This is a genomic window from Streptomyces rubellomurinus, from assembly GCF_000961885.1.
Classification (GTDB): Bacteria; Actinomycetota; Actinomycetes; order Streptomycetales; family Streptomycetaceae; genus Kitasatospora; species Kitasatospora rubellomurina.
Window position 1 is genome coordinate 18,769 of record NZ_JZKH01000073.1, and the last position, 23,652, is coordinate 42,420.

General features: G+C 75.6%; 10 protein-coding genes and 1 pseudogene (1 of these 11 only partly in view). 7 read left to right on the forward strand and 4 right to left on the reverse strand.

Annotated elements, in window-relative coordinates:
- The 4 genes in view from VM95_RS28110 to mce are tightly spaced (each overlapping or abutting the next) and all read left to right on the forward strand, a layout consistent with a single transcriptional unit that may run on beyond the window.
- A protein-coding gene (locus VM95_RS28110; protein WP_045701836.1) for a non-ribosomal peptide synthetase crosses the window boundary here: on the forward strand, positions 1-452 show its final stretch. The gene continues 2,905 nt to the left of window position 1, outside the view; 452 of the gene's 3,357 nt are visible here — the last part of the coding sequence; the start codon falls outside the window, past its left edge; it ends in the stop codon at positions 450-452.
- Positions 449-6,130: a type I polyketide synthase gene (locus tag VM95_RS28115; RefSeq protein ID WP_045701838.1), complete on the forward strand. Its 5,682-nt coding sequence runs from the start codon at positions 449-451 to the stop codon at positions 6,128-6,130. The genes VM95_RS28110 and VM95_RS28115 overlap by 4 nt, the downstream gene beginning before the upstream one ends.
- Complete coding sequence (locus VM95_RS28120) at positions 6,127-14,049, forward strand: amino acid adenylation domain-containing protein (RefSeq protein ID WP_045701841.1); 7,923 nt, start codon at positions 6,127-6,129, stop codon at positions 14,047-14,049. The genes VM95_RS28115 and VM95_RS28120 overlap by 4 nt, the downstream gene beginning before the upstream one ends.
- On the forward strand, positions 14,042-14,548 hold the full coding sequence (gene mce / locus VM95_RS28125; protein ID WP_045701843.1) for a methylmalonyl-CoA epimerase: 507 nt from the start codon (positions 14,042-14,044) through the stop codon (positions 14,546-14,548). The genes VM95_RS28120 and mce overlap by 8 nt, the downstream gene beginning before the upstream one ends.
- Before the next feature lie 24 nt (positions 14,549-14,572).
- On the opposite strand, the gene VM95_RS39200 is transcribed toward mce, so the two are convergent.
- Positions 14,573-16,246 (reverse strand): serine/threonine-protein kinase, encoded by a 1,674-nt coding sequence (locus tag VM95_RS39200; protein WP_052707626.1) that lies wholly within the window; start codon positions 16,244-16,246, stop codon positions 14,573-14,575.
- Between the two features lie 144 nt (positions 16,247-16,390).
- Here VM95_RS39200 and VM95_RS28135 point away from each other — a divergent pair, with 144 nt between their 5' ends.
- Together VM95_RS28135 and VM95_RS28140 are read left to right on the forward strand one after the other, a co-directional pair.
- Positions 16,391-17,023 carry a hypothetical protein gene (locus tag VM95_RS28135; RefSeq protein WP_045701845.1) on the forward strand — a complete coding sequence of 211 codons (633 nt, stop codon included), beginning with the start codon at positions 16,391-16,393 and terminating at the stop codon, positions 17,021-17,023.
- 100 nt (positions 17,024-17,123) lie between these two features.
- Positions 17,124-18,131 carry an NADP-dependent oxidoreductase gene (locus VM95_RS28140; RefSeq protein WP_107073119.1) on the forward strand — a complete coding sequence of 336 codons (1,008 nt, stop codon included), beginning with the start codon at positions 17,124-17,126 and terminating at the stop codon, positions 18,129-18,131.
- A gap of 60 nt (positions 18,132-18,191) precedes the next feature.
- Here the strand turns inward: VM95_RS28140 and VM95_RS28145 are convergent, their stop codons facing one another.
- The 3 genes and pseudogenes from VM95_RS28145 to VM95_RS28155 all read right to left on the reverse strand — a co-directional run.
- A complete protein-coding gene (locus VM95_RS28145) occupies positions 18,192-20,312 on the reverse strand; it encodes a HEAT repeat domain-containing protein (RefSeq protein WP_045701847.1) in 2,121 nt (706 codons plus the stop codon).
- Between the two features lie 34 nt (positions 20,313-20,346).
- Complete coding sequence (locus VM95_RS28150; RefSeq protein ID WP_078860655.1) at positions 20,347-21,093, reverse strand: AAA family ATPase; 747 nt, start codon at positions 21,091-21,093, stop codon at positions 20,347-20,349.
- Positions 21,094-21,161: 68 nt separating this feature from the next.
- A pseudogene (locus VM95_RS28155) lies at positions 21,162-21,681 on the reverse strand (response regulator transcription factor); the annotation flags it as partial.
- Positions 21,682-22,187: 506 nt separating this feature from the next.
- Here VM95_RS28155 and VM95_RS28160 point away from each other — a divergent pair.
- Positions 22,188-23,652: ATP-binding protein (locus tag VM95_RS28160; protein WP_045701858.1), on the forward strand; the 1,465-nt coding region annotated here is incomplete at its 3' end.

Below are 23,652 nucleotides of genomic sequence, written 5' to 3' on the forward strand. Positions count from 1 at the left end.
CGCTGACCGTCAACGGCAAGGTCGACCGCGCGGCCCTGCCCGCGCCCGGCGCGGACCGGCCCGAGCTGCGCAGCGCGTTCGCCGAGCCGCGCGACGAGCTGGAGCGGTCGATCGCCGCGCTGTGGTGCCGGCTGCTGGGCGTCGAGCGGGTCGGCGTCCAGGACAGCTTCTTCGACCTCGGCGGGCACTCGCTGCTGCTGGCCCGGCTGCGGGCCGAACTCGCCGAGACCATGCGGCAGGAGGTGTCGATGGTGGAGCTCTTCCAGTACCCGACGGTCGCCTCCCTCGCCGCCTTCCTCAACCGGCCCGGGACCGCCGCGCCCGGGGCGGCCGCGGCCGGGGCCCCCGCGCCCTCGACCGCCGCGCGGGAACGGGCCGAGGCCCGCCGTCAGACGCAGGACCAACGTCAGCGAGCCGCCGCCCGGCGCACCCACTCGCGGAAGGGCAGATGACCGAAGTGTCGGAGATATCCGAGGACCACCACCGGATCGCGGTCGTCGGCATGGCCGGGCGCTTCCCCGGCGCCGGCGACGTCGAGACGCTGTGGCAGAACCTGGTCGAGGGGCGCGAGGGCATCTCGGCGCTCACCGAGGACGAACTGCTCGCCTCGGGCGCCGACCCGCGGCTGCTCGGCCACCCCGACTACGTCCGGGCCAAGGGCGTGCTGGCCGACGCCGACCGCTTCGACGCCGCGTTCTTCGGCTACAGCCCGCGCGAGGCCGAACTGCTCGACCCGCAGCACCGGGTGTTCCTGGAATGCGCCTGGCAGGCGCTGGAGTCGGCCGGCTGCGACCCGCAGACCTTCCGCGGCCGGATCGGGGTGTTCGCCGGCTCCAGCCTCAACTCCTACCTGCTGTTCAACGTCATGGCCAGCCCGGGCACCGTCGAGTCGGCCGGCGGCTACCAGGTCCAACTCGCCTCCGACAAGGACTTCCTGGCCACCCGCGCCGCCTACAAGCTCGGCCTGACCGGCGCCGCGATCACCGTCCAGAGCGCCTGCTCCACCTCGCTGACCGCCGTGCACCTGGCCTGCCAGAGCCTGCTGAACGGCGAGTGCGACATCGCGCTGGCCGGCGGGGTGTCGGTCAGCGTCCCGCTGCAGAACGGCTACCTGTACGAGCCCGGCGGCATCCTCTCGCCGGACGGGCACTGCCGCGCCTTCGACGCCGAGGCCGGCGGCACCGTGGCCGGCAACGGGGTCGGCGTCGTGGTGCTGCGCCGGCTGGCCGACGCCCGCGAGCGGGGCGACCTGGTGGACGCGGTCATCCTCGGCAGCGCCGTCAACAACGACGGCTCCCACAAAGCGGGTTACTCCGCCCCCGGCGTCGACGGCCAGGCCGAGGTGATCGCCGAGGCGCTCGCGGTGGCCGAGGTCGACGCGTCCGACATCGGCTACGTCGAGACCCACGGCACCGGCACCGTGCTCGGCGACCCGATCGAGATCGCCGCCCTGACCCGCGCCTTCCGCGAGCACACCGAGGAGACCGGGTACTGCGCGATCGGCTCGGTCAAGAGCAACGTCGGCCACCTGGACGCCGCCGCCGGCGTCACCGCGCTGATCAAGGCCGTCCTCGCGCTCCGACACGAGGCGATCCCGGCCACCCTGCACCACCGCAGACCGAACCCCGCGCTCGCCCTGGAGAGCAGCCCGTTCTTCGTCAACACCGAGCTGCGCCCCTGGCCCCGACAGCGGCGGCCGCGCCGCGCGGGCGTCAGCTCCTTCGGCATCGGCGGCACCAACGCGCACGTCGTGCTCCAGGAGGGGCCGCCCGCCGAGCCGGGCGGCCCCGACCGGCCCGTGCGGCTGCTGGCGCTGTCCGCGAAGTCCGCCCCGGCGCTGGTGGAGAACGCCAGGCGGCTGGCCGACCACCTCGAACGCCACCCGCAGGACGGCCTCGGCGACACGGCGTTCACCCTGGCACTGCGCCGCCGGGCCTTCGAGCACCGGGCCACCGTGGTCGCCGAGGACCGCGCGGGCGCCGTCGCGGCGCTGCGCCGCATCGCCGCACCGACCGCCGCCGCCACCGCCGGGCACCGGCCGCCGGTGGTCTTCCTCTTCCCCGGCCAGGGCGCCCAGTACGTCGGCATGGCCCGCGACCTGTACCGGCACGAGCCGCTGTACGCGGCCGAACTCGACCGCTGCGCCGAGCTGTTCGCACCGCACCTCGGCGAGGACCTGCGGGCCGTGCTGTTCCCGCCGCCCGGTGCGGAGCGGGGCGCCGCCGAGCGGCTGGAGCGTACCGCGCACACCCAGCCGGTGCTGTTCGCCGTCGAGTACGCGCTGGCGCGGCTGTGGCGCGCCCGGGGCGTGGAGCCGCGCGCGATGGCCGGGCACAGCATCGGCGAGTACGTCGCGGCCTGCCTGGCGGGCGTGTTCTCGCTCCCGGACGCGGTGCGCCTGGTCGCGGCGCGCGGGCGCCTCGTGCAGTCGATGCCGGCCGGCGCGATGCTCGCGGTCTTCCTCCCCGAGGCCGAGACCGCCGCCCTGCTCACCGGCGGGCTGTCCGTGGCCGCGGTCAACTCCACGGCGCTGAGCGTGGTCTCCGGCGGCGTCGAGGCGATCGAGGAGCTGGAGCGGCGGCTGAAGGCCGCGGGCACCGGCTGCCGCAGGCTGCACACCTCGCACGCCTTCCACTCGCCGAGCATGGCGGCGGCGGTCGCGCCCTTCGTGGCGGAGGTCCGCACGGCCACCCTCAACCCGCCGACGATCCCCTTCTGCTCGAACGTGACCGGCACCTGGATCACCGACGAGCAGGCGGCCAGCCCCGAGTACTGGGGCCGGCACCTGCGCGAGCCGGTGCGCTTCGGCGCGGCGCTGGACGAACTGCTCGCCGACCCGGCCGCGGTGCTGCTCGAAGTGGGCCCCGGCCACGCCCTGACCACCTTCGCCCGCGAACACGCGGCCTGGGACGCCTCGCGCACCGCGCTGGCCTCGCTGCGGCACCCGAACGAGCGGCGGGACGACCGCGCGTTCCTGCTGGAGAGCCTCGGCCGGCTGTGGAGCGCGGGAGTGGCCGTCGACTGGTCGCGCCTGTTCGAGGGCGAGGAGCGTCGTCTGCTGCGGCTGCCCGGCTACGCCTTCGAACGCCACCGCTACTGGATCGAACCGGACCCCCGCCCGGAGCGAGAGGAGCCCGCCGCCGTGCGGGCCGAGTCCGCCGACGCCCTGTGCTACACCCCCGGCTGGCGGCGCCTGCCGCCGTTCGCCGCCGCGACGGCGCCCGCCCCGGAGCGCGTGTGGGTGCTCCTCGGTGCGGAGCTGGGCCTCGGCCGAGCCCTCGCACAGCGTCTGACGGACGGCGGCGCCAGGGTGGTGCGGGTCGTCGCCGGCCCGCAGGCGCAGGCCCACGGCCCGGACGACCGGGCCCTCGACCCCCTGCGGCGCGAGCACCACGCCGAGTTGCTGCGGTCCCTCGCGGCCGACCGGCCGACGGCCGTCCACGTGCTGCACCTGTGGAGCCTCGGCGGTGACGGCGGTGACGGCAGCACCGGCCCGCTCGACGAGCGGCGGCTGGCCGAGGCGAGACGGCGCGGCTTCGACAGCCTGCTGGCCCTGGCCCAGGGCATCGGCGATGCCCGCCCGGACGTCCCGGACGTCCCGGTCGCCGTCGACGTGCTGTGCCAGGGCGTGCACAGCGTGACCGGTGAGGAGGAGCTGCGGCCGGAGAACGCGCTGCTGCTCGGCCTGACGACCGTGCTCCCGCAGGAGCTCGCGGACGCCACCTGCCGCAGCCTCGACCTGTCCGGCGTGGACCCGGAGTACCCCGCCGAGCGCACGCTGGACGACATCCACTCCCTCCTCGAACGAGCCGTCGATGAGCCGGAGTTGGCGTTGCGCGGCCGGCACTGGTGGGTCCGCGCGTTCGACCCAGTCCCGCTGGAGCCGTCCGCACCGCCGACCGTCCAGACGCCGGCGCGGGTGCGCGACGGGGGCGTCTACCTGATCACCGGCGGCCTCGGCGGCGTCGGCCTGGCACTCGCCGAACACCTCGCCCGCACCGCCAAGGGCCCGGTGCTGGCCCTGCTGAGCCGGTCGGAGCTGCCCGCCGAGGCCGACTGGGCCCGGTGGCTGGAGACGCACGGGGAGCAGGACGCCACCAGCGGGCGGATCCGCCGGCTGACCCGGCTGCGCGAGCTGGGCGCCGAACCGCTCGTGCTGTCGGCCGATGTCACCGATGTGGCGCAACTGACCCGAGCGGTCGAGGAGTTGCGGACCAGGTACGGCGCGATCCACGGCGTGGTGCACGCCGCCGGGGTGCCCTCGCGCGGCATGATCGCGGGCAAGTCCCGCCAGGACGTGGACGAGGTGCTGGCGGCCAAGACCCTCGGCACGCTGGCGCTCGACCACGTGCTCGGCCAGGTGCTCGGTGGTGACGAGCCGGACTTCGTCCTGCTCTGCTCCTCGCTGACCTCGCTGCTGGGCGGGCCCGGCCAGAGCGACTACGGCGCGGCCAACGCCTTCCTCGACGCGTACGCCCAGGCCAAGCGGCAGTCGGGCGCGCCGGTGACGGCCGTCGCCTGGGACACCTGGCGCGGGGTGGGCATGGCCGCCGGACTGGCGGCGCGGCTCGGCGGCCAGGGCGCCGCCGATGGCGAGCCGACCGGCCACCCGCTGCTGCGCCTGGTGCGCGCCGAGGAGGGGTCGTGGACCTACCTCACCACCCTCGGCACCGAGCACTGGATCCTCGACGACCACCGCATGATGGGCAACGGCCTGGTGCCCGGCACCACCTATCTCGAACTGGTCAACGCCGCGGTGGCCCGCCAGGCCGGCGGGCGCGTCGTCGAACTGCAGGACGTGCTGTTCCCGCTGCCCGTCATCGTGCCGGACGGGCAGACCCGGCAGCTCCACACCACCGTCGAACTGCGCGACGGCCGGGGCCGGTTCTCGGTGCGCAGCCGTGTGGGGGACGCCTGGCTGGAGCACGCGGTCGGCACCGTCGCGCTGCACGAGCGCGACGCCTCGCCGACCGTGCACGACCTGGCCCAGGTACTGCGCGACTGCCGGGCCACCGAGGTCATCGAGACGCCGGAGGAGATCAAGCGCCGCTTCAAGCTCGACCAGGTGGAGCAGGGCGGTCGGCTGGAGTTCGCGTTCGGCCCGCGCTGGCAGTGCCTGCGCCGGATCGAGGCCGGGCAGGGGCGGCTGCTGGTCACCCTGGAACTCGACGAGGGCTTCGCCGCGGACCTGGACGACTACGCCCTGCACCCGGCCCTGCTGGACGTGGCCGGCGCCTCCGCCCGGATCCACGCCGAGGACGTGTTCTACCTGCCGTTCACCTACCGCAGCCTGCGCGTCCACGGCCGCCTGACCCGCACCGTGCACTGCACGGTCGAACTGAAGAAGACCCAGGACGGCGCTGGCGAGACCCTCACCTGCGACACCAGGATCCTCGACCCCGAGGGCCGCCTGCTGGTCGAGATCACCGACTTCACCATCAAGCGCATCAACGACGTCGACGGCCTGCTGGCCCAGATCGACCGGGCCGCGGCGCCGCCCCGGCCCGCGCCCGGGCCGTCCGGCGGCGCGCTGGCCCGGCTCGGCGAGGGCATGACCGAGCAGGAGGCCGTGGCCGCGTTCGCCCGGATCCTGGGCGCCGACGCGCTGCCCGGCCAACTCGCGGTGTGCGCCCGGGACCTGGCCGCGATGCGCCGCCTCGCCCGGTCGCTCACCCCCGCCCTGCTGGCCCGGGAGCTCGACGGCCTGGCACCGCTCGGCGCCACCCACCCGCGCCCCGACCTGAGCACGCCCTACGTGGCGCCCGCGACCGAGCAGGAGCAGGCCGTCGCCGCCGTGTGGCAGGAGGTGCTGGGCGTCGACCGGGTCGGCGTGCACGACGACTTCTTCGCCCTCGGCGGCCACTCGCTGGCCGCCGTGCAGATCGGCACGAAGATCCGCGGCAGGTTCGGCACCGAGCTCGACCTGCGGGACTTCTTCGAGGGCCCCACGGTGGCCAACACCGTCGCCCTGCTGGCGGCCGGCGGCGACCGGTCCGACGACGAGGGCATCCGGGCGCTGGACCGCGACGAGCCCGCGGACCTGCTCGACGAACTGACCGACGACGAGGTGGAAGCCCAGCTGCGCGCCCTGCTCGCCGCGGACGGCGAGGGCGAGGGGGACCCGGCATGAACGACATCGACCTGAGCGCCCTGAGCGGCCCGAGCGACCTGAACGGCCCGAGCGACCTGAGCAGGCTCACGGCGGCCGAGAAGCGCGCACTGCTGGCGGCCCGGCTCGGCCGGCGCAAACCGGCGCGGCGCCGCTTCGCCACCTCGCTCTCGCAGCAACGCCTCTGGTTCCTCGAACAGTTGACCCCCGGCAACGCGGCCTACAACATCCCCGGCGCGATGCGCCTGCACGGCGCGCTGGACCTCGCGGCGTGGCGGCGCAGCGTGCAGGAGATCGCACGGCGGCACGAGATCCTGCGCACCACCTTCGAGGAGGTCGACGGCGAGCCCGTGCAGATCGTCCACGAGGCGGGCGAGGTGGAGTTCACCGTCGTCGAGTGCGGCCACCTGCGCGGGCCGCGGGGCGAGGCGGGGATCCGGGAGCTGGCCCGCGAGGAGTTCGGCCGCCCCTTCGACCTGCGCACCGGCCCGCTGCTGCGGGTGCGGTTCCTGCGGCTGGCCGAGGACGAGCACGTCCTGCTGCTCACCATGCACCACATCGCGGGCGACCTGTGGTCCACCTCCGTCGCCTTCGGCGAACTGGTAGCCCTCTACGCGGCGTTCACCTCGGGGAGCGAGGCGGCGCTGCCGGCGCTGCCGATCCAGTACGCGGACTACGCGGCCTGGCAGCGCCGGCGCGCCGAGGACGAGAGCCAGCGCGCCCACCTGGAGTACTGGAAGCGAGCGCTCAGCGGCGCGCCCGAGGCGCTGGAGCTGCCCACCGACCGCCCGCGCCCCGCGGTGCAGGGCACGGCGGGCGGTTCCTGCTCCTTCGAGCTGTCCGAAGCGGCCAGTACGGCGCTGCGCGAGCTCGGCCGGCGCGAGGGCGCCACCGCGTTCATGGCGATGCTCGCCGCCTTCCTGGTCCTGCTGCACCGCTACTGCCGCGAGGAGGACCTGGTCGTCGGCGTGCCGGTCGCCAACCGCACGCGGCGCGAACTGGATCCGCTGATCGGCCTGTTCGTCAACATGCTGGCGCTGCGCACCGACCTGTCGGGCGCGCCGGGTTTCCGGGAGCTGCTGGGCCGGGTCCGCCAGGTGTGCCTGGACGGCTTCGCCCACCAGGAGCTGTCCTTCGAGCGGCTGGTGGAGGAGCTGCACCCGCGGCGCGACCTGTCGCGCTCGCCGGTCTTCCAGGTGTCGTTCATCTTCCAGAACATCCCCGTGCCCGAGTTCGAGGGGCTCGGGCTGCGGATGGAGCCGGTCGAGGTGGAGAGCGCCACCTCGCGCTTCGACCTGACCCTGGAGGTCTTCGACCGGCCGGGCGGCATGGCCGGCCTGTTCGAGTACAACAGCGACCTGTTCGACGCGGCCACCGTGCGGCGGATGTCGCGGCACCTGGCGCGGCTGGTGGAGAACCTGGTCGCCGACCCCGACCGCCCGATCACGCAGGTGCCGATGCTCTCGGCGGCGGAGCAGGACCGGCTGTGGACGGCGGGGCAGCGGCCCCGCCGCACGTGGCCGGGTCCGTTCGCGGCCCACCGCCGGTTCGAGGAGCAGGCCCGGCGAACGCCCGGGGCGCCGGCCGTCCAGGCGGCCGACGGCACCCTCGACTACCGCGAACTCGACGTCCGCTCGAACCGCTTGGCCCACCGCCTCAAGGAGCTCGGGGTCGGTCGGGGGACGCTGGTCGGCCTCTGCCTGGAACGCTCCACCGAGCTGGTGGTGGCGCTGCTCGCGGTGCTCAAGGCCGGCGGGGCCTACGTGCCGCTGGACCCGGGCTTCCCGCCCGAGCGCCTCGCGTTCATGATCGAGGACTCCGGGCTGCCGGTGCTGCTGACCCAGCGCCGGGTGCTGGCGGACCTCGGCCAGGACCTGGCGGTGGGCGGGGCCACCGTGGTCTGCGTGGACGCGCTGCGCGACGAACTCCGCGACGAGCCGCACGACGGACTCCGCGACGAACTCGACGCGGCCCGCGCCGAACCGCTCGACGGGCCCGTCGACCCGGACGACCTCGCCTACGTCATCTACACCTCCGGCTCGACCGGGCGCCCCAAGGGCGTGCAGATCCCGCACCGGGCGCTGGACACCTTCCTGCACGCGATGCGGGAGCGGCCGGGCCTGACGGCCGAGGACACGCTGCTCGCGGTCACCACGTTCTCCTTCGACATCTCCGGGCTGGAGATCCTGCTGCCGCTGGTCACCGGCGCGCGGGTGGTACTGGCCGAGCGCGAGGTCACCGCCGACGGCGGGCGCCTGGCGCACGCCCTGGACAGCTGCGGCGCCACCGTCCTGCAGGCGACGCCCGCCACCTGGCGAATGCTGCTGGACGCCGGCTGGACGCCCCGCCCGGGGCTGCGGGCGCTGGCCGGCGGCGAGGCCCTGCCGGCCGAACTGGCCGGGCGCCTGCGGGCCGGCGGCATGCCGGTGTGGAACATGTACGGCCCCACCGAGACCACCATCTGGTCGTCGGTGGCCCTCGTCGGCGACGGCCCGGTCACCCTCGGCGAGCCGATCGCCAACACCGAGCTGCACGTCCTGGACGCCGCCGGCGCGCCGGTGCCCCTCGGGGTGCCCGGCGAACTGTGCATCGGCGGCGACGGACTGGCCCGCGGCTACCTCGGCCGCCCCGACCTGACCGCGCAGAAGTTCGTCCCGCACCCGTTCCCCGGTAACGCGGGCGAACGGCTGTACCGCACCGGCGACCTGGTGCGCCGCCGGCCGGACGGGGCCGTCGAGTTCCTCGGCCGCCTGGACCACCAGGTCAAGCTGCGCGGGTTCCGGATCGAGCTCGGCGAGATCGAGTCCGTCCTCGCCGGTCTGCCGCGGGTGCGGCAGGCGGTCGTGGTGGTCCGCGAGGACACGCCGGGCGACCAGCGGCTGGTGGCCTACCTGTGCGGGGACGAGCCGGCGGCCGAGCGGGACGGGCACGAGCATGAGGCCCACCTGCGCGCCGCGCTGCGCGAGCGCCTGCCCGCCTACATGGTCCCGTCCGCGTTCGTCCTCCTCGACGCGCTGCCGCTGACGCCCAACGGCAAGATCGACCGCCGCGCGCTGCCCGCGCCCGAAGGCGGCCGCGCGGCGCTGCGGGCGCCGTACGTCGCCCCGCGCACCGCGCAGGAGCGGACCTTGTGCGAGCTGTTCGCGCAGGTCCTCCAGGTGACCGAGGTCGGCGTCGAGGACGACTTCTTCGACCTCGGCGGCCACTCCCTGCTGGCCACCCGGCTGATCGCGCGCATCCGGGAGGCGTTCGGCACCGAACTGCAGGTGCGCACGCTGTTCCACCACCCCACCCCGGCGGGGCTGGCCGGTCTGCTCGCGGCGGGCGACGCCGCCCGGCCGGCGCTGCGCCCCGTCGCGCGGCCCGACCGGCTGCCGCTGTCGTTCGCCCAGCAGCGCCTGTGGTTCCTGCACGGCCTGGAGGGCCCTTCGGCCACCTACAACATCCCGGTGGCGCTGCGGCTGTCCGGCCCGCTGGACGTCGACGCCATGCGCGCGGCGCTCGCCGACGTGGTGGCCCGCCACGAGGTGCTGCGCACGGTGTTCTCGGACACCGCCGGAGTGCCGTTCCAGCAGGTGCTGGACCCCGAGCGGGCGCGGCCCGAGCTGCCGGTCGTCCGGGTCACCGAGGCCGAGCTGGCGCAGGCCCTGGACGAGGCGGTGCGCCACGCGTTCGACCTGGCCGTCGAGGCGCCCACGCACGCCAGGCTGCTCGCCCTCGGCCCGCAGGACCACGTGCTGGTGCTGGTGGTGCACCACATCGCCGCCGACGAGTGGTCGCTGGCCCCACTCGGCCGGGACCTGGCCCTCGCCTACCGGGCCCGCGCCGCCGGCCGCGCCCCCGACTGGGCGCCGCTGCCGGTGCAGTACGCCGACTACGCGCTCTGGCAGCGCGACCTGCTCGGCGACCCGGCGGACGAGCAGAGCCGGTGGGCGGGCCAGCTCGCCCACTGGCGGCGGGCGCTGGACGGCCTGCCGGAGCGCATCGCGCTGCCCACCGACCGCCCGCATCCGCCGCGCTTCGGCTACCTGGGCGCCCGGGTGGAGTTCGGCTGGGACGCGGAACTCCACGACCGGCTGGCGCGGTTGGCCCGCGACTGCGGGGCCAGCGTGTTCATGGTGGTGCACGCCGCGCTGTCCGCGCTGCTGAGCCGGCTCGGCGCGGGCCACGACATCCCGGTCGGCGCCGCCGTCGCGGGACGCACCGACCGGGCGGCCGAGGAGCTCGTCGGCTTCTTCGTCAACACCCTGGTGCTGCGGGTGGACACCTCCGGGCGGCCCGGCATGCGCGAACTGATCCGCCGGGTCCGCGAGACCAGCCTGGAGGCCTACGCCCACCAGGACATCCCCTTCGAGTGCCTGGTCGACGCGATCAACCCCACCCGCTCGCTCGCCCACCACCCGCTGTTCCAGACCGTCCTCGCCTGGCAGAACACCCCCGAAGCGGGCCTGGAGCTGCCCGGCCTCTCCGCGCGGACACTGCCGACCGCCACCGGCACGGCCCGGATGGACCTGGCCTTCACGCTGACCGAGCGCCGGCCCGGCCGGCGCGGCGAGGCGGCCGGCATCGACGGCAGCGTCGAGTACAACACCGAGGTCTTCGACGCCGGCACCGTCGAGGCCGTCCTGGCGCGCCTGGAGCGGCTCCTGCGCGCCGCGGTCGAGACCCCCGAGCTGCCCTTCGAGGCCGTCGACCTGCTCACCGCCGAGGAGCACCGCCTGCTCGTCGAGGAGGTGAACGACACCGCGCACGAGGTGCCGCACGCCGCGCTGCCCCGGCTGTTCGAGGCGCAGGCCGCGCGCACGCCGCACGAGGTGGCGGTGGTCTGCGGGCCCGAGCGGCTGACCTACGCGCAGCTGGAGGCCGCGGCCAACCGCCTGGCCCACCGGCTGGTGGCGCTGGGCGTCGGCCCGCAGAGCGCGGTGGCCGTGCTGCTGCAGCGGTCCGTGCACCACGTGGTCGCGGTCCTGGCCGTCACCAAGGCCGGGGGCAGCTACGTGCCGCTGGACAGCCGCTCGCCGGTGTCCCGGATGGAACTGATCCTGTCCCGGACGGGCGCCCGGCTGCTGCTGGTCGACCGGGCCGCGGGGCCCCACCCCGCGGGCGAGGGCGTGGACGTCGTCACGGTGGACGACATCGCGGCGGACGGCGAACCGCTCGGCGCGCAGGCGGACCCCGGCCCGCCCCGGGTGGAGATCCACCCCGACCAGCTCGCCTACGTGATGTACACCTCCGGCTCCACCGGCACGCCCAAGGGCGTCGCCGTCACCCACCGCAACGTGGCGAGCTTCGCGCACGACGGCCGCTGGCCGGGCGGCGCCCACGCCCGGGTGCTGCTGCACTCCCCGCTGGCCTTCGACGCCTCCACCTACGAGCTGTGGGTGCCGCTGCTGACCGGCGGCCGGATCGTGGCCGCCCCGCCCGGCGACCTGGACCCCGCCACGATCGAGGCCGTGATCGCCGAACACGGCGTCACCGCGGCCTTCTTCACCACCGCCCTGTTCAACCTGCTCGCCGACCGGCGCCCCACGGCGCTCGGTCGGCTGCGCGAGGTGTGGACCGGCGGCGAGGCCGTCTCGCCGGAGGCGTTCGCCCGCATCCGCCGGCTGTCCCCGGGCACGCGGCTGGTCCACGTCTACGGACCCACCGAGAGCACCACCTTCGCCACCTGCCACCCGGGCTGGGAGCCGGCCGCCGGCACGGTGCCGATCGGCGGGCCGATGGACAACACCCGGGTCTACGTGCTCGACGAGGCGCTGCGGCCGGTGCCGCCGGGCGTGCCCGGCGAGCTGTACGTCGCGGGCGACGGCCTCGCCCGCGGCTACCTCGGACGGCCCGACCTGACCGCGCAGCGCTTCGTCGCCGACCCCTTCCAGGCGGCCGGCGCGCGGATGTACCGCACCGGGGACGTGGTGCGGTGGAACGCCGGAGGGAGCATCGAGTTCCTGGACCGGGCCGACGGCCAGGTGAAGCTCCGCGGCTTCCGCATCGAACTCGCCGAGGTCGAGGGCGCGTTGCGGGCCCACCCCGGCATCGCCCGGGCCGTGGTCACGGTGCGCGAGGACCGCCCCGGGGACAAGCGCCTGGTGGGCTACGCGGTGCCCGCCGAGGGCGCGCCGCTCGATCCCGCCGCCGTCCGGGAGTTCCTCGCCGAGCGGCTGCCGCAGTACATGGTCCCGGCGGCGGTGCTGGCGCTGGACGCCCTGCCGCTGACGGCCAACGGCAAGCTGGACCGCCGCGCCCTGCCGGCCCCCGACTTCGCCGCCGCCGCGGTCGGCGCCGCGCCGCGCACCCCGCTGGAGGAGTCGCTGTGCGCGGCCTTCGCCGAGGTGCTCGGGGTGGCGCGGGTCGGGGTCCACGGCAACTTCTTCGAGCTCGGCGGCCACTCCCTGATGGCCACCCAGCTGGTCTCGCTGCTGTCGGCGCAGCACGGGGTCAAGGTGCCGATCCGGGAGCTGTTCGACCGCCCGACCGTCGCCGCGATGGCCGCCTGGCTCTCCGGACGCCTCGCGGCGGACGCGCCGACGGACACCATCGAGCCGGTCGAGCGCGCCGGCGGCGTCCCGCTGTCCTTCGCCCAGGACTGGATGTGCCGCCACCACCGCGTCCCCGCCGGGGATCCGTACCACAACGTGCTCACCGCCGTGGTCCTCAGGGGCGCGCTCGACGAGGCGGCCCTGTGCGGCAGCCTGGACGGGATCGTGCGGCGGCACGAGGCGCTGCGCACCAACGTGGTGCACGGGCCGTCCGGTTGGGCGCAGCTCGTGCACCCGGACGGCACCTGGCCGATGGACGTGCTCGACCTGCGCGAGCGCGACGAGGAGAGCCGGCAGCGCGAGCTGCGCGGCCTGCTGGCGAGCGAGCAGCGGCGCGCCTTCGACCTGGCGGCGGAGCCGCTGGTGCGCGGCACGCTGGTCAGGCTCGCGCCGGAGGAGACCGTCCTGGTGTGGGTGATGCACCACCTGGTCACCGACAACTGGTCGTACGGGGTGCTGCTGCGCGAGCTGTGCGAGCTGTACACGGCCGCGGTGACCGGGCGCGCGCCGCGGCTGGCGGAGCTGGAGGTGCAGTACCCGGACTACGCGGCCTGGCAGCAGCGGCAGCTGGCCTCCGGTGCGCTGGAGAGCCAGGCGGCCTACTGGCGCGGGCAGTTGGCCGGGCGCCCGGCCCGGCTGGGCGTCGACCTGCCCGAGCACCAGCGGATCGGCGCGGCGGTCGGCCCCACCCACGGCTTCACGCTGACCCCGGCGGCCACCGAGGCGCTCGGCGGGATCGCCCAGCAGCAGAACGCGACGCTGTTCATGGTGCTGATGGCCGCGTTCCACCTGATGCTGTCCGCCTACAGCGGCAGCGAGGACATCACGGTGGCCTTCCCGGTGGCCGGGCGCGGACGGCCCGAGAGCGAGCCGATGCTGGGCTTCTTCGTCAACCACCTGCTGGTGCGCAGCGACCTGACGGGCGACCCGAGCTTCCGCGACCTGGTCGGCCAGGTCCGGGAGCGGACCCTCGGCGCCTACGCCCACCAGGACGTCCCGGTGTGGGCGCTGCCGGAGGCCGGCGCGGACGGCCGCGACCCGTTCGCCGTCTCCTTCAACCTGCTCAACGCGGCGATCCCGACCTTCGACCTGCCCGGCCTGGAGGCCGCGCCGCTGGCGCTGGACGACCTCGGCGACGACTACGTCTTCTCCGAGGTGATCATCACCATGGATCCGGCCACCGTGGACCTGACGCTGATCATGCGGGAGGACGGCGGCACGCTGCGCGGCATGTGGCTGTTCTCCCCGGAGCGCTTCGACGCCGAGGTCATGGCCGTGGTGATGCGCCAGTGGGCACCGCTGATCGACCTGATCACGACCGAACCCGACCTCGGCGTCACGGAGCTGAAGCACCGGCTCCGCGCGGCCGACCACCCCACCGGACAAGGGACTTGCGATGACTGAGACCAGCAGCAGCGGACCGGCCGACCCCCGGGCCCCCTTGGCGGAGGGCATCGGCCTGCGGCGGATCGACCACGTCGGGGTCGCCGTCGCCGACCTCGACGAGGCGATCGCGTTCTACCAGCGGGTGTTCGGCATGCGCTGCCTCAACGTGGAGGAGAACGCCGAGCAGGGCGTGCGCGAGGCGATGATGGCGGTCGGCCCCGACGCCTCCGGCGGCTGCGTGCAGCTGCTCGCCCCGCTGTCCCCGGGCTCGGCCATCGCGCGCTTCCTCGACCGGTCCGGCCCGGGCCTGCAGCAGGTCGCCTACACCGTCGACGACGTCGAGGCGGCCTGCGAGGCGCTGCGCGACCGGGGCGTCCGGCTGCTGTACAACACCCCCCGGCGCGGCACCGCGGGCTCGCGGGTCAACTTCCTGTTCCCCAAGGACACCGGCGGCATCCTGGTCGAACTGGTCGAACCGGCCGCCGGGCCCGAGGACACGGGCCCTCCGCGTCGCTGACCGCGGCGGGCGGGCGGGCGGAGTTCACCGTCCGCTCGCCCACCGCCCCGCCCAGGACGCTGCCCGGCCGGCCCCGGCCGGGGGCCTCGGCCTGTGCGTCACGGCCCGGCGGAGCGCGTCCGCCGCCAGGGCGTTCGCCGTCGCCAGGAACCAGCCGCCGGCGAGCAGGACTTCGCGGACCTTGTAGGCCGGATTGTCGTCGGTCTGCTCCATGCCGAAGGTCATCAGGAGGACGAACCCCCCGACGATCCCGGCGAGCAGGAGCCACAGGCAACCGATCCCGGCCGCCGCCGCTCCCATGGCGCGTGGGGCCGCGCCCTTCGCCAGCGACAGCGCGGACAGCGCCGCGAGGACGCACACGGCCGCCGTGCCGACGACGGCGACCGGGGTCAGCACCCAGTCCGAGTTGACGTCCGGCACCCCGGTCGGCACCGAATCCCACAGGTGGCCGAAGTCGACCTGGTACCTCATCCGCGCCACCTCGGTGCCGGTGGCCTTGGACTTCCAGAACTCCTCCGCGATCGGCAGCTGGGTCGCCCGGGCGAGCGCCCCGGCCGCTGCCAGGGCCTCCGCCACGATGATGACGGCGGCCCGGGCCCGGGTCCGGTCAGGCCGGTCCGGCACGACCGGCGGCGTGTCGTCGAGGCCGCCGACCGGGGGTGGCTCGGGCGCGCGTCTCGTCCTCGACACCCTGCGGACGGTCTCGTCCTCGCTCCCCCGGACGGTCTCGTCCTCGCTCCCCCCAACGGGACCGGGCGCGGCGCCCCTGCCGCCGCCCTCCGTCGCGAGGGCGTGCAGCGCCCCCGTGCGCGCCCGGATCGCCGCCCGCGCGCCGGTGATGCCCATCCACGCGCCCGGCCCGAGCGCGTCGCCGAGCGCCTCCTCGCACCACTCCCGCACCACCGCCGCGCTGGGCCGCTGCGCCGGGTCCTTGCGCAGGCAGGTCGCGATCAGCGGGCCGAGCGGGTCGGCGAGCGCGCCGAGGTCCGGTTCGTCCGCGACGATGCGGTGGGCGACGGCCCACTCGTTGTCGGCGCCGAAGGCCTCCCGGCCGGTGGCGAGGTAGTAGAGCGTGGAGCCGAGCGCGAAGACGTCGGAGGCCTCGCCGACGGTCCGTCCCATGGCCTGCTCGGGGGACATGTACAGCGGGGTGCCGACCCGGGTCGACCGGCTGCGGTAGGTGACCGACTGGGCCAGGGACTTGACGATGCCGAAGTCGATGACCTTCGGGCCGCTCTCGTCCAGCAGGATGTTGCCGGGCTTGAGGTCGCGGTGCACGACCCGGGCGGCGTGGATGTCGGCGAGCGCGTGGGCGATGCCCCAGGCGAGCAGCAGCACCTGCCCGGGCGGCAGTGCGCCGTGGTCGACCACCAGGTCGCGCAGCGAGGGACCGGCGACGTAAGCCGTGGCCAGCCAGGGTCGTTCGGCCCGGGGGTCGGCATCCAGCAGCGGTGCGAGGTGGGCGCCGCGGACGCGCTGCGCGGCGGCGACCTCGCGGGCGAAGCGGTGCCCGAACTCCTCGTCCCGGGCGAACTCGTCCCGGATCACCTTGACGGCGGCCGGCTGACCGCCGGGCGAGAGGGCGAGGAACACCTGCCCCATGCCGCCCTCGCCGAGCCGCGCGACCAGTCGGAAGCCGCCGAGGCCGTCCGGGTCGTGCGCCCGCAGCCCGGGAAACCGGAACACCTCACTGGACACGCGTCCTCCCCCTGGTCCGCACGCCGGTCCACGCTCCTTTCCCCGCAGGGTACTTCGCCGGGAACACGGTCGGACAGCCCTGGCCGGGGGCGGGGTTGTCAGTGGGTCACGCCATGATGGCGGCGATCTGTGGAAGGAGTACGGATGATCACGCTCTCGGCCTGGCTCCGGCGGTACGTGGAGCCGTGCACGGCGGCGGAGGGGCTGACCCGCAAGGGCCTGACGTTCCGGCTGACGGCGGCGAACGGGGACTGCGCGGTCCTGGAGTTCCAGGAGTTCCGGGTCGATCCCGCGCGGACGGTGTTCGAGGTGCGGGTGGCCGTGGTGCCCGCGACGGCCTGGGCGTGGACGTACCGGGCCGCGGAGCGGCCCCCGCTGCCGAGCGGCGCGGGCGCGCTGATCGACTGGCGGGTGCCTCCTCCCGAGCACGTCGCCTGGGCGCCGGGCGAGGCCGCGTGCGAGGCGATGTGGGCGTACGGCGGCCCGGTGCACCTCCACCACACGGGCGAGGAGCTGGTGGAGCTGCTGCGGACGGAGACCGTCCCGGCGATGCGGCGGCTGCTGGACCGCCGGGCGCTGGAGGCGGAGTTGGAGCACCCGGGGTTCGCGTTCAGCAGTCGCCGCCCGCCGGGCTGGGCGCGGGTGCTGCTGCGGGTCGACGACGCCTCGCCGGCGGAGCTGGAGGGGCTGTTGGCGGAGGTGGAGACGCACTACCCGGTGGTGGACGAGTTCGTCGCCTGGGCACGGGAGCGGGCGGGGAACCGACCACGCATATGAGCGGCTGGTCAGATGACTGAGCGCTTGCTTAGAATCGGCGGCGTCCGGCTCAGGGCCGTGGGCCCGTGGGCCCGCCGTGCGACCACCGTCAGGAGACGCCATGACCGCCGTCAACCGCCAGATCCGCCTCGCCCGCCGGCCGGTCGGGGAGGTGCGGCCCGAGGACTGGGCGCACGTCACCGAGCCCGTCCCGGTGCCCGGGGACGGGGAGTTCCTGGGCCGCACCCGCTACCTGTCGCTGGACCCGGCGATGCGCGGCTGGCTCGACGACCGGCCCTCGTACCTGCCGCCGGTCGCGATCGGCGAGGTGATGCGGGCCGGCTCGGTGGTCGAGGTCGTCGCGTCCAACCACCCCGAGTTCCAGGTCGGCGAGCTCGTGTCCGGCGGCTTCGGGGTGCAGGAGTACGCGGTGTCGGACGGGCGCGGCGTGATCCGGGTCGACCCGGCGCTGGCCGCTCCCTCCACCTACCTCGGCGCGCTCGGCATGCCCGGGCTGACGGCCTACTTCGGGCTGCTGGAGGTCGGCGCGCTGAAGGAGGGCGACACCGTGGTCGTCTCCGGCGCCGCCGGGGCGGTCGGCACCGTGGTCGGGCAGATCGCCAAGCTGAAGGGCTGCCGGGTCGTCGGCATCGCGGGCGGGCCGGAGAAGTGCGCGCTGCTCACCGAGGAGCTGGGCTTCGACGCGGCGATCGACTACCGCGCCGAGGACGTCCGCAAGGCGCTGCACGCGCATGCCCCGGGCGGCATCGACGTGTACTTCGACAACGTCGGCGGCGAGATCCTGGACGCCGCGCTGACCAGGCTGGCGATGCGCGCCCGGGTCGTGGTGTGCGGCGCGATCAGCCAGTACAACAACGAGACCGCCGTGCAGGGCCCGTCCAACTACCTGTCGCTGCTGGTGCGCCGGGCCCGGATGGAGGGCTTCATCGTCTTCGACTTCGCGCGCCGCTACCCCGAGGCCACCCGGGAGCTCGCCGGCTGGATCGGCGAGGGGCTGATCAAGGTCAAGGAGCACGTGGTCGACGGCGGCGTGGACGACTTCCCGGCGGCCCTCGGGATGCTGTTCCGCGGGGAGAACACCGGCAAGCTCGTCCTGCGCGTGGGCTGAGGCGTCCGGAAGCCGTCGAAGGCGCCGGACCCCGCTCGGGCTCCGGCGCCTTCGCACGCCTCAGTCGAGGACGGCCGCCAGCGCGGCGCGCAGCTCCTCGTCCTCCCGGATCATCGTGCTGTCGGACCCGGAGACCACCAGGCGGCGGTCCCCGGTGGCGAGTTCGGCCAGCCGGCCGCGCTGCTTCGGCGTCAGGGCGGCGGCGCCGAGCGCCCGCAGCGCCTCGGCGGCGCCCTTGAGGTCGGCCCGGGTCTCGGCCGAGCGCAGCGCCGCCTCGGCGAGCCGGGCGCGGTCGAGGCCGGCCGGGTCGGCGACGGCGAGCAGCCCGAGGACCGCCGGGGGTGCCTGGTCCGGGTCGTCGAGCAGGGCTTCGAGCCGGGCGGTCAGCGGGCGCCCGGCCGGGCCGAGCAGGGCGACGCCGCGGGCGGCGCGGGAGGCCGTCCAGCGGAACCACTGCCGGCCGCCGCAACGGTCGAACACCGAGTCCAGCACCGGGACGACCTCGGCCGCCTCCCCGGTGATCCGCCACAGGGCGAGCGCCAGCGCGAGGTCGGTGTCCACCTCCGGCGTGGTGTCCCGCTCGATGCGGCGGCCGAGCGCCGTCCGCAGGACCGGGGTGAGGCTTGCGGCCGCCGAGCCGAGTTCGGCGAGGGCGCGAGCGGCCTCGGCGGCGTCGCGCGAACCGGTGGCGAGCTCCGCCTCGGCGGCGGCGAACAGCGGGCCGGTCTCGCCGGTCAGCTCGTGCAGCGCCTTCGCCACGGGCAGCTTCCCGGCGTCGGCCCGCAGCGCGGCGGCCGTCCGCTCGCGCAGCTCCGGCCCGGCCCCGGCGGCGACGGCGGTGACCGCGGTGGCGGCGTACTGGAACCGGGGCAGGACCGCGCACAGTTCGGGCAGCGCCTCGACGGCGGCCGGGCCCCACCGCCGCAGCAGGTGGACCAGCCCGGCGATGTCGTTGTGCTCCTCGATCGTCGAGCACCCGCAGTCCTTGCACCCCTCGGGACGCTCCAGTGCCTTGGCGGCCAGTCGGGCCCGGACGGCGGCGAACAGCTCCGGGTCGAACGGGACGGCCACGTCGGAGGCCCGCCCCCTGGCGCGCGGGCGCCGGCCGAGGGCGCGGGCCAGCAGCGGGGCCGCCACCTCGGGGGCCACCGTGAGCAGCGCGGCGAGGGCCTGGTCGGCCGTCTCGTCGTCCGGCCGCGCGGCGAGTTCGGCGAGCACGGGCGCGGCCTCGGCGGCGGCCGGGCCGAGCTTGCCGAGCAGCCCGGCGGCTGTCTGGTCGGCGGCGAGCGCGGCGAGCGCGGGGACCAGCCGGCGCGGGGCGCTGCGGGAGACGGTGCAGGCGTGGTCGGCCGCCCACAGCGCCTCGGCCCGCACCGCGTCGCGGTCGTCGCGCAGGGCGGCGTCCAGCAGGGCCAGGGCGTTCTCGCGGTCGGTGTCCGTGCCGCGCCGCAGCAGGGTGCCGACGATCGTGCGCAGCGGCTCCTGGTGCTCGTGCGCGTGGCCGGAGCGGGCCGTCTCGCGGGCGGGCAGGAGGCCGAGGACGGCGTCGTGGTGCGCGGCGAGCCACGGCTCCTCGGCGTCCAGCGCGGCGAACACGGCGGCCAGGCGCACCGGCGCGGGCGTGTCCGCGCCGAGCCGGGCGCGGGCCTCGGCAGCGGCGCCCGTACGGTCCAACCAGCTGTGGGCGGTGAGGAGTTCGGCCCGGACGGCGGGCTCGGTCTCGACCGCCCAGCGGGCCCGGACGGCGGGCAGCGCGGTGCCGGTGTCCCGGGTCCGGCCGACCGTCCAGCCGGCCGCCTGCCGAACGGCGGCGTCCTCGTCGGCCAGCAGCGGTATCAGCAGCGGCAGTTGGGCCGCGACGGCGGCCCGGACGGCGCCCGGCTCGACGCCGCACTCGTCCTCGCTCTCGGCGAGCGAGCCGAGCAGCCGCAGGGCGTCGACGGTCTGCCGCCCGGCGGCGGCGATCCGGGCCAGGTACGGGGCGGCGTCGACGCTGGCGGCGTACACGGTGCCCTGGTGCACGATCGAGCCGTACAGCTCGTCCAGCGCCTCCTCGGCGTCCTCGCCGCCCTCGGCGAAGGCGCGCAGCAGCTCGGGCAGGTCCTCGGCGGGGCCGTAGGCGTGGTGGACGGTGGCCCAGGGGTGGGCGTCGAGGCCGGCGAGGGCGGCGGAGAGATCCATGGGCGGGATCCTGGCAGACCGGTCGGACAGTGCCTCAGCCGAGGTGGCGCAGGTAGGCCTCGGGCCGCTCCAGGAACCGGCGCCAGTGGTCGACGAGCGCGAGGTCCTGCCAGCGTGCGGTGCGCACCCCGTGCTCGCCGACCTCCAGGACGGCCGAGCCGGGGGTGGCGGCGAGCAGCGGCGAGTGGGTGGCGCAGACGACCTGGGCGCCGGTGCGGCCGAGGTCGTGCAGCAGGCCGACCAGGGCCAGCGTGGAGGTGAAGGAGAGTGCCGCCTCGGGCTCGTCGAGCAGGTAGAGGCCCGGTTCGCGGAACATCGCCGCGAAGACGGTGAGGAAGCCCTCGCCGTGGCTCATGAGGTCGGTGCGCTCCTGCCAGTAGGTCCCGCGCCCCTGCTTCTCCGCCATCATCCGCATCGCGGTCTCGGCGCGGAGGAAGAAGCCCCGTCGGCGCGAGCGCGGGCCGGCGGCCATGGCCCGCCCGCGCTCGGTGTAGTCGAGGTGCAGGTACCGCCCGACGGCACCGGGTTCGCGCGGGGCGGCGTAGCGCGCCCCGGCGCGGCCGCCGTAGGCGTCGACCCCGAAGGCCTCGGCCAGTCCTTCGACGAGGGTGGACTTGCCGGAGCCGTTCTCGCCGACCAGGAAGGTGACGGGCGCGGGCAGCCGGATGCCGGGGCCGAGCAGCGCGCGCACGCAGGGCACCGTCCAGGGCCAGTCGTCCGGCCCGCCCGGCCCGTCCACGGGCAGCAGCCCGGCGTGCACCCGCATCCGTTCGACGATCACGTGCCCGGCCTCCCTGGGTGGTTCGCTCGCCGAGCACCACCCTAGGGCTTGCTACGAGGCCGGCATCGTCAGAGCCAGCCGCGCTCGTCGGCGACCCCGCAGGGCCTCGGTGCGGTTGCGGGTGCCGGTCTTGGCGATGGCGGCGGAGAAGTAGTTCCGCACGGTGCCCTCGGACAGGTAGAGCTTCGCCGCGATCCCGGCGACGCCCGCGCCGGAGCGGGAGGTGTTCAGCACGTCGCGTTCGCGGGCGGTGAGCGGGGAGGCGCCGGCGGCGAGGGTGGCGGCGGCCAGCTCCGGGTCCACCACCCGCTCCCCCGCCGTCACCCGCCGGATGGCGTCGGCGAGCGCCTCGGCCGGGGCGTCCTTGACCACGAAGCCGACCGCGCCCGCCTCCATGGCCCGGCGCAGGTAGCCGGCCCGGCCGAAGGTGGCGAGGATGACGACCCGGCACCACGGCGCCTCCTGGGCCGGCACGGCGGCGGCCGCCAGGCCGTCCAGTCCGGGCATCTCGACGTCCAGCAGGGCGACGTCCGGCCGGTGCTCGCGGGCCGCGTCGGCGACCTGGTCGCCGCGCCCGACCGCCGCCACGGGCCGACCGAGGTGTCGGGGTCGGGCAGTTCGGTGGAGGTCATGGCATCCATGGTGGTCGCGGGCCCGGTGGCCGGGGCAGTGTGCTCGCACACCGGTCCGCCGTGACAATTGTCAGCCCGCGGGACGCCCTCGGACGCCCGCGGCCTCACCCGGACGGGTGATCATCGGCGTCCCGCTCCGGCCCGCCGGACCGCCAATAGCACGAACGCCGTCCCCCGCGCGGGGAATGAGGCCCAAAACCGTTCGCACGAGCGAATCCGGGGCCGGTTGCCGGTGCGCGCGGCGCCGGGGGAGAAGCCTTGGGGCGGGGCGTCGACCGCCCCGGCTGCGACTGGTGTGCGAGTGGCCCGACATGTCGGCCGATTCGCCACAAGTCGGTTGTCGCGCAGGATTCTTGAGATCCGGTCAGGATTGTCCGGAACTTGGCTATGCTGCGGCCCACGCTTCCGGAGCCGGTCGACGCCCCGTCCCCGTACTGTTCCGATCGTTTGAGGAATCGCCGCATGCATCGAGCTGGATCGTCACCCGACAGAGGGCGCACCACGCCCCTGTTCGGCTGGCTGCTGCCCACCGCCGTGATGACGGCGGCCGCCGCCGTGGCCGGCGTGGTGGTGGACGCCGGGGCCCGGGCCGAGGTGGTCGGCTGCGGGGCGACCGGCACCGTCCTGGTGGCCGTGGTGGCCGCCGAGTCGGCCCGCCGGGGCCGCGCGCTGACCGCCCTGCGCGAGCAGAGCACCCGGCAGGTGGACGACCTGAAGCGCCAACTCGCCGGGCAGGAGCGCGAGATCGAGCGGATGGCGTCCACCGGGCTGGACATCCTGGTGGCCGGCGCCCGCTACGGCTCGTCGATGGACGTGCTGCTCAAGCCCTTCGAGCAGACCGACACCGCCGCCTCGCCGAAGTTCCGCAAGAACCTGCGCACCGTCGCCCGCGGCATCGCGATCGCCGTCGACGACGAGGTCAGCCGGCGCGACTCCGCCGAGCGCGCCTTCGTCAACATCGCCCGCCGGGTCCAGGCCATCATCCACCGCCAGGCCAAGGACCTGCGGGAGATGGAGGACCGGCACGGCAACGACCCGGCCGTCTTCGACGACCTGCTGCGCCTGGACCACGGCAACGCGCTGACCGGCCGCCTCGCCGACTCCATCGCCGTGCTCTCCGGCGCCCGCCCCGGCCGCCAGTGGACCAGGCCGATCGCCCTGTACAGCGTCCTGCGCGGCGGCATGTCGCGGATCCTGGAGTACCAGCGGGTCGACCTGCACCCGGTGCCGCAGCTGTCGGTCACCGGCCCAGCCGTCGAACCGCTGATCCACGCCGTGGCCGAGATCCTCGACAACGCCACCCGCTACTCGCCGCCGCAGACCCACGTGCACCTGAGCGCCTCCGAGGTGCAGAGCGGCATCGCGATCGAGATCGAGGACGGCGGCCTGGGCCTGAGCGACGAGGCCCGCACCCGCGCCGAGCGGGCGATCCGCGACGGCATGGTCTCCAAGGACTTCGACGACCTCACCGAGTCCCCCCGGCTGGGCTTCGCCATCCTCGGCCGGCTCTGCCAGGCGTACGGCTTCCAGCTGTCGCTGCGCCGCTCCGCGTACGGCGGCGTGCGCGCGGTGCTGATCGTGCCGCAGGACATGTTCACCACCGCTCCCCCGACCGGCCGGGCGCACGGCATCGGCGCGGTCTCCGGGCCGCGGCCGCTCCCGCCGGAGCCGCCCCGCACCGCCGGCCCGGCGCCGGCCTGGGGCGCCCGGACGGCGTCGGCCGGCGTCGGCCCGTCCTACGGCTCGACCAGCCCGTGGGGCGGCCCCGGAGGCGGCGGGGACGACGAGGTGATCGTCACCGAGCGCACCCCCAACGGCCTGCCGCAGCGCCGCCGCCACGCGCCGGCGCCCCGCGGCTTCGCCGCTCCCCCGCGCGGCACCGCGCAGCCCCCCGGCCCCGCCGCCGGGCCGACCGCGGGCCCCGCGG